Origin of the sequence: Lentzea sp. NPDC058436, from assembly GCF_042721515.1 — a bacterium.
Taxonomy (GTDB): Bacteria; Actinomycetota; Actinomycetes; order Mycobacteriales; family Pseudonocardiaceae; genus Lentzea.
The window spans coordinates 13,980-27,032 of sequence record NZ_JBHXLF010000024.1; the positions used below are offsets into that span (position 1 = coordinate 13,980).

General features: G+C 68.6%; 15 protein-coding genes. 11 read left to right on the forward strand and 4 right to left on the reverse strand.

Annotated elements, in window-relative coordinates:
• Nucleotides 1-6: 6 nt before the first annotated feature.
• Both purD and ACFWN2_RS40485 read left to right on the forward strand, forming a co-directional pair.
• Nucleotides 7-1,263, forward strand: coding sequence for a phosphoribosylamine--glycine ligase (gene purD, locus ACFWN2_RS40480; RefSeq protein WP_382435874.1), 1,257 nt, complete (start codon nt 7-9; stop codon nt 1,261-1,263).
• Nucleotides 1,260-2,168: an ADP-ribosylglycohydrolase family protein gene (locus tag ACFWN2_RS40485; RefSeq protein WP_382435875.1), complete on the forward strand. Its 909-nt coding sequence runs from the start codon at nt 1,260-1,262 to the stop codon at nt 2,166-2,168. Before purD ends, ACFWN2_RS40485 begins: the two co-directional genes overlap by 4 nt.
• Here the strand turns inward: ACFWN2_RS40485 and ACFWN2_RS40490 are convergent.
• Both ACFWN2_RS40490 and ACFWN2_RS40495 read right to left on the reverse strand, forming a co-directional pair.
• Nucleotides 2,158-3,006, reverse strand: coding sequence for a GyrI-like domain-containing protein (locus tag ACFWN2_RS40490; protein ID WP_382435876.1), 849 nt, complete (start codon nt 3,004-3,006; stop codon nt 2,158-2,160). The genes ACFWN2_RS40485 and ACFWN2_RS40490 overlap by 11 nt on opposite strands.
• 49 nt (nt 3,007-3,055) lie before the next feature.
• Nucleotides 3,056-4,249, reverse strand: a complete 1,194-nt coding sequence (locus ACFWN2_RS40495; protein ID WP_382435877.1) for a hypothetical protein — start codon at nt 4,247-4,249, stop codon at nt 3,056-3,058.
• Between the two features lie 364 nt (nt 4,250-4,613).
• Between ACFWN2_RS40495 and ACFWN2_RS40500 the strand changes: the two genes are divergently transcribed.
• The 9 genes from ACFWN2_RS40500 (at nt 4,614) to ACFWN2_RS40540 (ending at nt 11,402) form a co-directional block, all read left to right on the forward strand.
• A complete protein-coding gene (locus ACFWN2_RS40500; protein WP_382435878.1) occupies nt 4,614-5,021 on the forward strand; it encodes a hypothetical protein in 408 nt (135 codons plus the stop codon).
• The gene (locus ACFWN2_RS40505) at nt 5,018-5,617 is read left to right on the forward strand and encodes a DUF3558 domain-containing protein (protein ID WP_382435879.1); all 600 of its coding nucleotides are present in this window, start codon (nt 5,018-5,020) and stop codon (nt 5,615-5,617) included. The genes ACFWN2_RS40500 and ACFWN2_RS40505 overlap by 4 nt, the downstream gene beginning before the upstream one ends.
• Nucleotides 5,618-5,785: 168 nt before the next feature.
• Nucleotides 5,786-6,913: a hypothetical protein gene (locus ACFWN2_RS40510; RefSeq protein WP_382435881.1), complete on the forward strand. Its 1,128-nt coding sequence runs from the start codon at nt 5,786-5,788 to the stop codon at nt 6,911-6,913.
• Between the two features lie 5 nt (nt 6,914-6,918).
• A complete protein-coding gene (locus ACFWN2_RS40515) occupies nt 6,919-7,674 on the forward strand; it encodes an ESX secretion-associated protein EspG (RefSeq protein WP_382435882.1) in 756 nt (251 codons plus the stop codon).
• Nucleotides 7,675-7,859: 185 nt separating this feature from the next.
• Nucleotides 7,860-8,114 (forward strand): hypothetical protein, encoded by a 255-nt coding sequence (locus ACFWN2_RS40520; protein WP_382435883.1) that lies wholly within the window; start codon nt 7,860-7,862, stop codon nt 8,112-8,114.
• Between the two features lie 10 nt (nt 8,115-8,124).
• Nucleotides 8,125-9,294 (forward strand): transglycosylase SLT domain-containing protein, encoded by a 1,170-nt coding sequence (locus ACFWN2_RS40525; protein ID WP_382435884.1) that lies wholly within the window; start codon nt 8,125-8,127, stop codon nt 9,292-9,294.
• 9 nt (nt 9,295-9,303) lie between these two features.
• Nucleotides 9,304-10,434, forward strand: coding sequence for a pyridoxal phosphate-dependent aminotransferase (locus ACFWN2_RS40530; protein ID WP_382435885.1), 1,131 nt, complete (start codon nt 9,304-9,306; stop codon nt 10,432-10,434).
• A 53-nt stretch (nt 10,435-10,487) separates the two neighbouring features.
• Nucleotides 10,488-10,637, forward strand: coding sequence for a hypothetical protein (locus ACFWN2_RS40535; RefSeq protein ID WP_030465871.1), 150 nt, complete (start codon nt 10,488-10,490; stop codon nt 10,635-10,637).
• 39 nt (nt 10,638-10,676) lie between these two features.
• Nucleotides 10,677-11,402, forward strand: a complete 726-nt coding sequence (locus ACFWN2_RS40540; RefSeq protein WP_382435887.1) for a potassium channel family protein — start codon at nt 10,677-10,679, stop codon at nt 11,400-11,402.
• On the opposite strand, the gene ACFWN2_RS40545 is transcribed toward ACFWN2_RS40540, so the two are convergent.
• Both ACFWN2_RS40545 and ACFWN2_RS40550 read right to left on the reverse strand, forming a co-directional pair.
• Nucleotides 11,346-11,942 (reverse strand): HAD-IA family hydrolase, encoded by a 597-nt coding sequence (locus ACFWN2_RS40545; protein ID WP_382435888.1) that lies wholly within the window; start codon nt 11,940-11,942, stop codon nt 11,346-11,348. The genes ACFWN2_RS40540 and ACFWN2_RS40545 overlap by 57 nt on opposite strands.
• Nucleotides 11,942-12,883 (reverse strand): threonine aldolase family protein, encoded by a 942-nt coding sequence (locus ACFWN2_RS40550; protein ID WP_382435977.1) that lies wholly within the window; start codon nt 12,881-12,883, stop codon nt 11,942-11,944. Before ACFWN2_RS40550 ends, ACFWN2_RS40545 begins: the two co-directional genes overlap by 1 nt.
• Nucleotides 12,884-13,053: the final 170 nt, after the last annotated feature.

Genomic DNA, 13,053 nt, shown 5'->3' on the forward strand with positions numbered 1-13,053 from the left:
GGCCTCGTGCGCGTCCTGGTCATCGGGTCTGGAGCCCGTGAGCATGCCCTTGTCCTCGCGTTGTCGCGCGACCCGCAGCTGACTGCCCTGGCGTGCGCGCCGGGCAACGCAGGCATAGCCGGGCACGCCGAGATCTACGGCGTGGAGGTGTCCGACGCTGCGGCCGTCGCCGGTCTCGCGAAGGAGTGGAAGGCCGACCTCGTCGTCATCGGCCCCGAACAACCGCTGGTGGTCGGGGCCGCTGATGCGGTCCGCGCCCTCGGCATCCCGTGCTTCGGCCCGTCCAAGGCCGCTGCCTGCATCGAGGGGTCCAAGGCGTTCGCCAAGGACGTCATGAACGCCGCGGGGGTGCCGACCGCGCACAGCGAGGTCGTGGACAACCCGGCCCGTCTGGACGCCGCACTCGGGCGCTTCGGCCCGACGTGGGTCGTGAAGGACGACGGCCTGGCGGCCGGCAAGGGCGTCGTGGTGACGTCCGACCTGGCCGCCGCCCGCGCGCACGCCATGACGTTGCTCGACGGCGGCCACCCGGTGCTGCTGGAGTCGTTCCTGGACGGTCCGGAGGTGTCGCTGTTCTGCGTCACCGACGGCGAGACCGTGGTGCCGCTGATCCCGGCGCAGGACTTCAAGCGCGTGGGCGACGGCGACGCCGGCCCGAACACCGGCGGCATGGGCGCCTACGCGCCGCTGCCGTGGGCGCCGGAGGGCCTGGTGTCGGAGATCGTGACGCGGTGCGTGCAGCCCGTCGTGGACGAGCTGCGTGCCCGTGAGACGCCGTTCGTCGGCCTGCTCTACGCGGGCCTGGCGCTGACGTCGTCCGGCGTGCAGGTGATCGAGTTCAACTGCCGCTTCGGCGACCCGGAGACGCAGTCGGTTCTGGCCCTGCTGAAGTCGCCGATCTCCGCGCTGTTCCTGGCGGCGTCGACCGGCGCTCTCGCAGAGCTTCCGGCCCTGGAGTGGGAGAACGGCTACGCCGTGACGATCGTGGTCGCGGCCGAGGGCTACCCGAACCGCCCGCGCACCGGTGACGTGATCACCGGCTCCGAGGTGGAAGGCGTCCTGCACGCGGGCACGCGCCGCCGTGAGGACGGCGCCGTGGTCTCGGCGGGCGGCCGCGTGCTGTCGGTCGTGGGCACCGGCAAGTCGCTGTCGAAGGCCCGCGAGCGCGCCTACAAGCGCGTCGCGGACATCCACCTCACCGGCTCGCACCACCGTTCGGACATCGCGTCGAAGGCGGTCGACGGCAAGATCGTCCTGCCGTGAGCCTCCTCGGGTGCGTGCTCGGCGGGGCCGTGGGTGACGGCCTGGGCGCGCCGATCGAGTTCTCGTCGATCGACACGATCCGTCACCAGCACGGCCCGGCCGGCGTGGTCGACCTCCCGACGCTGGAGATCACCGACGACACCCAGATGGTGCTGTTCACGCTCGAAGGTCTCCTGCTGGCAAGGGAACACGGCGTCGACCCCCTGCTGACCGTGCGGGCCGCCTACGGGCGCTGGCTGCACACGCAGGGCGGCCCGCTCGTCGCCTCCGACGGCTGGCTGATGGCGGACCGGCGCCTGCACTCGCGGCGGGCGCCGGGCCACACGTGCATCACCGCGTTGAAGCACAACGAGAAGAACAACTCGAAGGGCTGCGGAGGCGTGATGCGCGCAGCCCCGGTCGCCGTCTGGTCGACCGACGTGCGCGAGGTGTTCTCGTTGGCCGTGGGCACGGCCCAGATGACGCACCACCACCCCAGCGGCTACCTGTCAGCGGGAGCCCTGGCCGTGATCGTCCAGTCGCTGCTGGCCGGCGCGGACCTGGTGACCGCCGTGGGCGTCGCCCGTGCGGAACTCGTCCGCTGGGACGGCCACGAGGAGCAGACCTCGTTGCTGGACAAGGTGATGGGCCTCGGCCCGCTGACCCCGGAGGAGATCGCCTCCGAACTGGGCGGCGGCTGGGTGGGCGAGGAAGCCCTCGCCATCGGCCTGCACGCCGCACTGGTGGCGCCGGACTTCCCGTCGGCTCTGCGCCTGTCCGTGAACCACTCGGGCGACAGCGACTCGACGGGTTCGATCTGCGGCAACGTCCTGGGCGCCCGGGACGGTGCCGACGTGATCCCCGAGTCGTGGCTTTCCGTGCTGGAACTGCGAGACGTGATGGAACGCCTCGTCCTCAGCTGGTGACGGGAATCCACAACTCCGCTGCGGCCTGATCGCCGTTGATCTGCGTCTTGAGGATCGACGGCCCTTCCGCGCTCTCGTAGCTGTTGGACGGGAACCACTGCGTGTACACGTCACGCCACATGTGCTGGATGGTCTCGGGGTAAGGCCCCTCGACCGTGAACACCGCCCACGTGCCCTTGGGAACGGTCAGGGTCTCCATGTCCTCCGGCGCGTCCTGGCTCGTCACCACACCCTGGAAGTAGTCGAGCATCGAGCCCTCCTCGACCCCCTCCTGGTTGTAGGTGAGCGCCAGCATCCCTTGTGGTTCCCCGTCACTGAGCGCCTTCATCCGCTCCAGCGTCGGCATCCCGATGCCCTTGACGAACTCGACGATCGCGGGGTTCATCCCGAGGTGCACCAATGGCACCCGCGTCCCCCGTCCGACGACCTGGAACGCGTCCTTCTCGACGACCCGGTACTCCATGTTCGCACTCCCCTCGACAACCAGTCTGAACGTGAGAATCTGCTGCGACTGCAACGCCTTCTTCGAGGCACGGGCCTCCTGAGGCCCCACCTTGTGCATGGCCTTGAAGGCACGCGCAAAGGCCTCGTTGGACCCGTAACCCCACCTGACGGCGATGTCGAGCAACGAACTCTGTCCACTGAGGACCTCGTTCGCCGCCTTCGTGAGCCGGCGCCGCCGGATGTACTCGCTCAGCGGAATCCCCGCCAGCGCGCTGAACATCCTTCTGAGGTGGTACTCGCTGGTGCCCGCGATGCGTGCGAGCAGCTTGACGTCCACCTCGCCTTCGAGGTCGTCCTCGATGCGGGCCATGGCCTCGTTGAGTCGTTCCAGCACGTCCACAACGTTATGGCGCTCTTCGCGTTCTCACCCGACTAGCTGTGCCCTATCCGATCGCCTTCCGTACGTCGTCCGCCATCTTCTGGGCGACCGGCGTGAAGTCCCGGACGTACGCACGGAGATCGTCCGGCGCCCAGTCGCCGTAGCCAGTGAGCTTGACCTGCGTGCGCCCGGCGACGAAGGAGATGGTCGGCGAGTCACCCTGCAGATAGCCGCAGGCAGCGACGTCACCGATCTTCTCCGCGCTCATCACGGCCTCACCGGTGATGGTGCGCGACGGAGAGTCCGGGTCGCAGTCCTGCGCGTCCCCGACGGCCATCCCGGCGTCGCGGTACGTCCTCAGGCTGATCTTCAAAGCCTTGCCCTGGCTGCGCTTCCCCGCTGCGAACCACTCGGGGGACAGCCGCCGGCACTCCTGCAGGTTGGAGTAGAAGTCCTTGTTCTGGGCGCTGTCGAAGCTCTCCCGCTCGTAGTAGTCCGCCTCGACCACTCCGGAGTCCTTGCCGTTCGTGATCTCCTGGAAGCGTTCGGTGCTCAGGATGTCGCAGGCGTTCGGCACGCTCTCGTACCGCCCGGTGTGCACGTGCACCGTCCGGCCCTGCGCACCCTTCGCGAGGTTCGCCGCGACCCCTTCCAGCAACTTCATGAACGTCGCCTCGGGATCGGTGATCTCCTTGACGTTGCTCATGCGCGACGCGCCCAGGTTCACCTGCGCGTTGCCGTCCGCACTGACGAGCCTGGCGTCGAAGCTGTCCGGCGAGAGGCCAGGACTCATGAACCCCTTGAGCCCGGCAGCGGTCACCGGGGTGTCGTTCTTCCCCTGGTAGCCGGCCGTGGCCATGTGGTTGAACGGCCGCTGGCGAACGGAGAGCGTGAAGCGCTCGATCCCGCCCTCCGCCGTCGACTCGTACAGGCAGGTGGAGATCGCGTCGCTCTGGCCTTCGACCGTCGCGTCGTCCACCGGCACCGACCGCGGCACGTCGACCTGGCTGTGCCAGCCGTGGGCGGCGTCCCGGAAGCCGATCTCCTCCAGCAGCGTGCCCGGCATGACCGTGCAGGCGTCGATCACCGCGACGTCTCCGTACTTCACCGCCTCAGCGCTCTTCTGCGCGATCACGCTGCTGTCGGCCGCCTCGCGTTCCGGTGCAGCCCGTTCGCCGTCCCCCTTGACCAGGATCGCCGTGGTGATCCCGCCACCGACGAGCAGCAGCACTGCGGCGAGGACGGCGGTAATGATCAATCCGGTGCGACGTTTCCTCGGCGGCCCCTGCGGATGCTGCTGAAACGGATAAGGCTGCGGATACGGGTGTGGCTGCCGCGGCGGGTAAGGCTGTTGTGGGCCGTGCACTCGCATTCCCCCAGGTGGTCGTGTGCGTTCCTCCCCCAACTCGCGGAAGCTACCGGAATCGCGGCACGTCGCCAGTGGAAACGGGACGCAGAGTGACGTGGAACCAACGAGGGGTGGTCTTCGTCCAACCACAGGTACGTCTTACGCAGGCGTTGGTAGCCTGCGAAGCGGGACCGAACCGTTACCAACCGTACGGGGGTAGGACGTGACACAGGAGAGCGCGGGGGCGGGTGCCGCTCTCGGTGCCGTTGGAGCCATGGCCGGGGGTGTGGTCGGGGCTGCGGTCAGCGCGTTTCAGGCGGCATCGTCGGCGTTGGACAGCATGAGTTCTGGTCCGTCGAGCCAGAAGTTCCACGTCAACAAGGACACGGTGCTCAAGGCCGGCAAGATCATTCAGGATCAGGCTGACAGGTTGCGTCCGGAAGTGGTCGCGGCCAAACGCACGCTCAAAGTCCACGTCGACGGTGAGGCAGCGGGAAAGGTGAGCGCGGACATCGCAGGTCTGTGGAACAAGCGTCTCACCACTGACGCTGATTCATACCTGGAGCGAATCGTTCAGTACGTCGACAACCTCGACAAGTTGGCGGAGCAGCTCCAGCAGTCCGCCAAGCAGTACGGCCTCACCGAGGAAGAGATCACGGCTGTGTTCGGGAAGACGACGTGAGCAAAGCTTTTCTCAAGATCCTTGCGGCGGCATCCGCGCTGTCCCTTGTCGCCGCATGCACCAACGGTGGTGAGCCCGGCAAGCCGAATCCTGTCACGAGCGATGGTCCTACCTCGGGAACGTCCAGCGCTGCCAAGGAGCTGCCGAAGCGGCCGGCCGAGCTGAAACTCGACGGTGTGGATGCGTGCAAGCTGCTGACCCCGGCTCAGATGTCTGAGATCAAGATTCTTGAAGGGCAGTCGTACGAGTTCAATTCGCCGAGTCTCGGAAAGCAGCCCGGCTGTTCGTACACCAAAGGAACCAAATATGCGTACAGCATAATCCTGGTGAAGGACAAGGGTGTGCCGTTCTGGCTCACTGGTTCTGGGAACGTTGATGTGAAAGTGGTGACCGTCGCGGGATACGGCGCCGCTCAGCTCACACTCACCGGTGCGGAGGGTGTGGACTGCTCTGTCACGGTTGACGTGGCCGACGGGCAGCAGCTCGAAGTGGGATACGACCCGGTGACGGAAAAAGGCGTCTCGCAGGACCAGATGTGCGCCAATGCGGCGAAGGCTGCCGAGTTCGCTGTTGCGACTCTCAAGACCTTGAAGTGAGGCGGAACAATGTCGGGTGGACAGCTCAGGGACTGGAATTTCGGAGGCTGGAGCAACCAGCAGTTGTCGGACGAGGTCCAAAAGATCTCTGCCGGCAACGGCGAGCTGGCTCGGCAGTTCGCGGCTGCTTCTGACGTTCTTCGCGGCCTCTCGGGGAGCCTGCAAGATGTGGACAACGAGCTGCGCAGGCAGCTGAGGGATCTGGGCATCGATTGGGGTGGGGCAGCCGGCGAGGCGGGGAAGCAGACGACCAAGGTCACCTCTGAGAGCTTCGACGCTGCTCGTGACATCACCGACGTGAACTCGGATGCGATCGCGCGCCAGGGCGAGAGCTCCACCACCGCACGCAACAGCTCTCCCGAAGCGCAGACCCTGCGTGGCGACACGGAACAGAACTTCGGGGACAAGGTCGGCGGCTTCTTCGGCATCGAGACCGACCACGCCCAAGAGGTCGCAGCGACCAACGCGGCCCGTCAACAGGCTATCGACAGCCTCAACGGGTATCACTCCAGCAGTCAGGGCGCGATCGATTCGTATCGCACGCCCAACCCGCCGCCGGACATCGTGGTCACTAGTGGCGCCGTCGCCACCCCCGTCGGAACTCCGGTGGGCACCCCAACGGCCGGTACCCCAGGCGTTCCCGGCGGCCCGGGCTTCACCGGCTCGCCCGGCAGCCCAGGCACCCCGGGCTTCACCGGCACCCCAGGCGCTCCGACCCCAGGCATCCCCGGCAACGCCACGGGAGTCATCCCGGGCACGTCCCCCGGCACCCCGATCGCCGGAGGCGTGGGCCTGCCCAAGGCGATCGGCACCCCACCGATCGGCGTGGCCGCGGCAGCGGCTGCGGCCGCTGGTCTCGCCGGCGGCACGGCCGGTGCACGCGGCGCGCAGGTCGTCGGCGGTGGACGTGGGCCGAGCCAGGCCCCGAAGACCCCGATCGCGCCCGCCGGCCCGAAGGGCGCCCCGAGCACGATCGGTGGCGGCAAGGCAGGCGCGGGTGGTGGTGCTGGTGGTACCGGCGCTGCCGCCGGGAAGGGCATCGGCGGCGCGATGACGCCTGGTGGTGCCACCGGTGTCGGGCCCGACGCGAACCGCGGTGCTGCGGCAGCGGGCAAGGGCGGGGTGGCCGGCAAGGGGTCGGGGTCGCTCATGTCGCCTGCCGCCAGTGGTGCCAGGGGTGAGGGCGAGGAGGACGGCGAGCACGTGCGCAAGTACGGCGTCGACTCCGACGAGATGTTCGGTGATGACCGCATGGTGGTTCAGTCCGTCATCGGCGAAGACCCGAAGGACAAGTAGATCCCTTGAGCGCACCGGGTTCTGTGGTTCTGTCCACAGTGGAGTTCGCCGTGGTCTGGGAGGCGCAACGCCTCCCGGCCGCGCACGTCGCGCTCGACACTCGGATCCCCTCCGTGACCCACACGGAGAAGGCCGAGGTGGTGAAGCGGGCCTGGGAGTCGTTGGAGGCGCGCGGACTTGCCCGCAACGGGCGGGTCGTGCCCGAGCTGGCTGACGGGTTCGCCTTGCTGGGCAACCACCAGGTGGCCATCGACGTGTGGATCTGGGCCGACCGGCAGATCAGCGGGCTGGCCGCGGCGATCGGGGACGAGGCGATCCTGGCTGTTCAGGACCGCGACGAGATGTGGTTGATCGAGGCTCGTGGCACGGCTCTCGCCGAGGCTGCTGTGTCGGTCGCCGGGGAGATGCCCGCCGGGTTCGGGCGGTCCATCAGCGCGCCGTACGACGAGTTGGTGACCGCCGCCAAGGACGTCGGGCTCGACGCCCAGCGGATGATCACCACGCTGGAGCGGCGGGGCATGCGGCTCGGGGACGCGCAGGAGCTCGCCGGGATGCTCGACGGCATGTCCACGCGTGGGCAGTTCGGTGTGCAGCGGGGTGGGCGGCGGGCCAATCGCGTCGTTTCCTTCCACGACACGCACAACGGGCGGTACCTCCGTCAGCTCAAGCCGAGCAGCGACGGGCGCAGCTGGTGCACGATCACGCCGGTCGACAACCACCGGCTCGCCGGGTCGATCTGGGAGCTGCTCCAAGAAGTCTGATCACGGAACCTCCGCGCGTGCCCGCCCGTCGAACTTTCGACGGGCGGGCATTGTCGTTCGAACGAGCGAATCGGCGCACCACCTGGCGCGATTCGTTCTAAGGTCGGCGAGTAGACGTTGAGGGGGTAAGGCGCGTGGCTCCTACGAAGTTCAACGCTGAAGCCATGGAACAGTGCCGAACTACCGTGAGCAGTCAGGCCGGGCAATTCGGCGCCATCGGCGACGGCTTTTCCGGCCAGTACGGCAATCCGGACATATTTGGAAAACTCGGGTCGTCCGGTGCGATCTCCGGCGCTGTGTCCGCAATGGACCAGGCCGGTGCGCGCGAGTTCGAGGCGGCCGAGAAGGTGCTGCGCAAGGTCGAGGGTGCGCTCGACGCGATCCAGACCAACGTCGCGAACGTCGAAGAGGTCAACAAGAACTCCATGAGGGCGGTCTGACGTGAGCGCGATGGACGAGGTCGCGGCGTTGCCCGGCGGTGCCGCACTGGCCGCGCTCGCGGACAAGGTCGAGACCGCGCAACCGCAGGCCGTGCGCGACATCGCGAACCGCTGGAAGCAGGCCGCGGGCAAGTGCGGTGACCAGACGAACGTCCTGCAGCGCTCGGTCACGCAGCTCGACGGCGCGTGGGAGGGCAAGTCCTCCGACGGGTTCGTCGCCTACATGACCAACGTGACGAAGTGCGGCACCTCGATGGCCGAGGCGCTCGACGGTGCCGCGGCCGACCTGGAGACGGCCGCGACGGCGTTGGAGACCGCCAAGACCTCGATGAGCCGCATCTGCGAGACCCTGCTGAGCCGCGCCCGCCAGACCCGGCAGCAGCTCCACGGCCAGCCGCAGGAGGACGTCGACAGCGTCATCCGCGGCTACTGCGCCGAGGCCGTCAGCGACGCCCAACCCGTTGTCTCCCAAGCCGAAAGTGCCGTGAACGCCGCCGCCGGAACGCTGAAGGGCCGTCCCGGCGCGCTCACCCCGAAGTTCTCGGCGGTCGAGGACCCGAACACCCAGTCGTTCACGCCCGCGCCCGGCAAGCCCGTCGAGTGGGCGCCGGCTGCGCCACCCGACGACTCGACCAAGGCATCGTCCACAACGGACCAGCAGCCCGCACCCGCACCCGCGACCTCCAACCACGGAGGAGGCGGCGGCGGTGGTGGCGGCAGCGCTTCCGGAGGCGGAGGCGGCGGTGGTGGCGGCGGAGGTGAGGGCGGCGGCATGGGCGGCCTCGGCTCCAGCGGCGGCCCGCCCTCGGGCAGCCCGCCTCCCGGCAACGTCGAGGAGTGGATCCGCGAGGCCATCAAGATCCTGCAGGCCAACGGGATCCCGGTCACCGAGGAGAACATCGACGAGATCTGGAAGATCATCGAGAAGGAGTCGAGCGGCAACCCGCACGCCATCAACCTCTGGGACTCCAACGCCCAGGCGGGAACGCCCTCGAAGGGCCTGATGCAGTGCATCGACTCGACGTTCAACGCCCACAAGCTGCCCGGCCACGACGACATCTGGAACCCGATCGACAACATCATCGCCGGCGTCCGCTACACGTTCTCGCGCTACGGCGGCTTCGAGGGCCACCCCGGACTGAAGGCGATGTCACAGGGCGGCGGGTACCAGGGGTATTAGCCTGGCGGCATGCTGACCGTGGCCGCCCGCGCCGACGTACCGCCCTTCCACGTCATGGACGTGCTGTCCGCCGCCGCGCAGAGGCAGCGGACGCACGGCGACGTGATCTCACTGGCCGCCGGGCAGCCGTCGAGCCCCGCGCCACGCCCTGTGCGCGAGGCCGCGGTCCAGGCCCTCGACGCGCACGCGCTGGGCTACACCGAGCAGCTCGGGATTCCCGAGCTGCGCCAAGCCATCGCGGGCCACTACCGGCGCCAGTACGACCTCGACGTGTCGGCGGACGACGTCGTGGTGACCACGGGGTCGTCGGGCGCGTTCACGCTCGCGTTCCTGGCGGCGTTCGACGCCGGTGACCGGGTCGCGCTGGCACGGCCGGGATATCCCGCCTACCGCAACATCCTCAAGGCGCTGGGGTGTGAGGTCGTCGAGCTGCCGTGCGGGCCGGAGACGCGGTTCCAGCCCACGGTCGAGATGCTCGACCCGAGCCTCAAGGGCGTGATCGTCGCCAGCCCCGCCAACCCGACCGGCACGACGGCCGACGTCGAGCCGATCGCGCTGTGGTGCGAGCGCAACGGCGTCCAGCTGATCAGCGACGAGATCTACCACGGGATCAGCTACGGCGAACCGCTCCACTGCGCCTGGGAGACCAGCAGGGACGCGATCGTCGTCAACTCCTTCTCCAAGGCGTTCGCGATGACCGGGTGGCGCCTGGGCTGGATGTTGCTGCCGGAACGGCTGCGCAGGGCCGTGGACTGCCTGACCGGCAACTTCACGCTGTGCCCGCCGGCGCTCGCGCAGTACGCGGCGGTCGAGGCGTTCCACGAGGACTCGTACGCCGAGACGGCCGAGCACCTCAAGCGCTACCGGGCCAACCGCGACCTGCTGCTCGAAGGCCTCACGGACCTCGGCATCACCAAGCTCGCACCGGCGGACGGCGCGTTCTACGTCTACGCGGACGTCCGGCACCTCACGGACGACTCGATGGCGTTCTGCAAGAAGCTGCTGGACGACACCGGGGTCGCGATCGTGCCCGGCATCGACTTCGACCCCGTCGACGGGCACCACTTCGTGCGGATGTCGTTCGCGGGCTCCACCCAGGACGTCGAGGAGGCCCTCCGCCGCCTCAAGGCCTGGCTCTGACCGCAACAAAACCGGGCAGCGGGACGTTCACAGAGCGGAGGAAGGGGAGTCCCATGTGGGCGATCATCGGGTGGCTGGTGGCGATCTGGATCGTGCTGGCCGTCGTCGGAGCCGTTGTGAAAGGCCTTTTCTGGCTCGCTGTGATTGGAGGACTACTCCTCGCAGGCACCGCGGCTTACGGTGCGATCAAATCCAGGCGCTGACCCCTGGATAAATGAGATCGCACCACTCACCATGAGGCGGTGTTGCTAGCCAACGAGGCCCGCCTCGAACGGTGGGAGCGAAAGGTCGAGTGGCCGTTGACGGCACTCGCCGGAGTGTTCCTCGCCGCCTACGCGTGGCAGGTCCTCGACGATCACGGGGCCATGCACGTGCCACTGGAGATCGCGTTGTGGCTGGTCTGGGCGCTGTTCGCGGCCGGCTTCGTCACGAGACTGACCCTGGCGCAGCACAAGCTGAAGTTCCTCAGAACACATGTTTTCGATCTTGCCGCGGTCGTTCTGCCCATGGTGCGCCAGCTCAGGGTGCTCAGGCTGATCACCGTCATGACGTTGCTGAACAAGAAGTTCCAGCACAAGATCAGGCAACGGGTCAGCATTTACGTGGCGGGCGTGACGGCAATCGTCGCGTTTTGTGCGAGCCTCGCCGTGCTGGACGCGGAAAGGCACGCGGAAAACGCCAGCATCACCACGTTCGGCGACGCGCTGTGGTGGACGCTGACCACCATGTCGACGGTCGGCTACGGCGACCGCTACCCCGTCACGGGCGAGGGCAGGCTGGTCGCGGGGTTGCTGATGGTCGGCGGCATCGCACTGCTCGGTGTCATCACCGGCACGATCGCCAGCTGGCTGGTGGAGAAGCTGCGCGGTGTCGAGAACGCCGAGCTCGAAACCGCGCAGGAGCTCCGGAACCTACGCGCCGAGATCGCGGAACTCCGCGCGGAGCTCGGCACGCGCAGCCAGGGCTGACGTCCACAGCCGCGCGTCCCAGCCCGCGGCCAGCGCACCGTCCACGTTGGACTGCCGGTCGTCGAAGAAGATCACGTCCGACGAGCCGATCACGGACTCCACGTGCCTCCAGATCGACTCGTCGGGCTTCGCCGAGCCCAGGTCGCCGGAGAACACCAGGTGCTGGAAGTGTTCGGCCCACGGCATCTTCTCCGCCAGTCGCGCGAACGTCGCGGGCGCGTTCGACAGCAGCGCCAGCGGCACTCCGAGCGCCGCCAGGTCCTCGATCAGCGCCACCGTCTCCACCACCGGGTCGTCCAGCCACCCGGCGTTGTCGAGCGCGGTCAGCTCCCGCACCTGGTCGTCGTCGAACGTCAGCCCCAGCGACGACCCGATCAACGCCCAGTACGCGGCGTCCGGCCCGCCGCGGTCGTACGCGTCACGGTTCCAGTAGGCGGCCTCGAAGGCCTCCAGCGACACCCCGAGCCGCGTGGCGATCGCGGGCAGAGCCGGGTTGCGAGGGCTGATGACCTCGCCGAAGTCGAACACGATCCAGCGCATCAGTCTGCCTCCCGAACCCGGCGCAGCACCTCGGTGATGTCGGACGGGCCGACGTCGCCGTGCGTCACGAAGCGGACCTTGCCGGACATCGGACTCGCGAGCACCCCGGCCTCGGCCAGCGACAGCAGCGTCTTGTCCAGGTCGGGCACCGACGCCAGCACGATGTTCGTCGCCGGCTCGGCCACGTCCCACCCCAGCGAGCGCAACCCGGCGGCCAGCTCGGACGCGTGGGCGTGGTCCTCGGCGAGCCGCGGGATCCGGTCCAGCGCCACCAGTCCGGCAGCGGCGAGCACACCGCCCTGCCGCACGCCTCCGCCCAACATCTTGCGCACCCGCCGCGCCTCGACGACGAACGACGCGGACCCGGCCACCACCGACCCGACCGGCGCGCCCAGCGCCTTCGACAGGCACACCTGCACGGTGTCCACCCCGGCGGTCAACGCCGTCAGCGGCACCCCGAGAGCGGCGGCCGCGTGCCACAGCCGGGCCCCGTCGAGGTGCACGGCCAGCCCGATCGACCGGGCCGCCGCCACCAGCGCGGCGTGCTCGTCGACCGACGTCACCGTGCCACCGGAGGCGTTGTGGGTGTTCTCCAGGCTCAGCAACGTCGTGCGCAGCCCGTAGTAGGGGGACTCGCCACCACCGGCCGCGATCACGGCCTCGGGCGTCACCGAGGTGAGCGCGTGCGGCATCCCGCCGGCCAGCCACGCGGCGGTCCCGAGCTCGGCGTCCAGCACGTGCGCGCCGAGCGGGGCCAGGAACCTGTCACCGCGGGCCAGGTGCAGGAACAGGGCGATCAGGTTGCCCATGGAGCCGGACGGAACCCACAGGGCCGCCTCGACGCCGAGCAACGAGGCGACGCGCTCCTCCAGCGCGGCCATGGTCGGGTCGTGGTCCAGGACGTCGTCGCCGACCTCGGCCTCCGCCATCGCGCGGCGCATGGCCTCGCCGGGCTTGGTGACGGTGTCCGAGCGCAGGTCGATGGGGGTCACGACCTCGATCACATCACATCCGGTGAACGACAGAGGGGGTGATGTAGCTCTCCCCGGAGGTTCGTGCAACCGTTGGTGCCGCAGTTTCCGTCCTGTCAGTGCAACCGAGGAACGAGCGG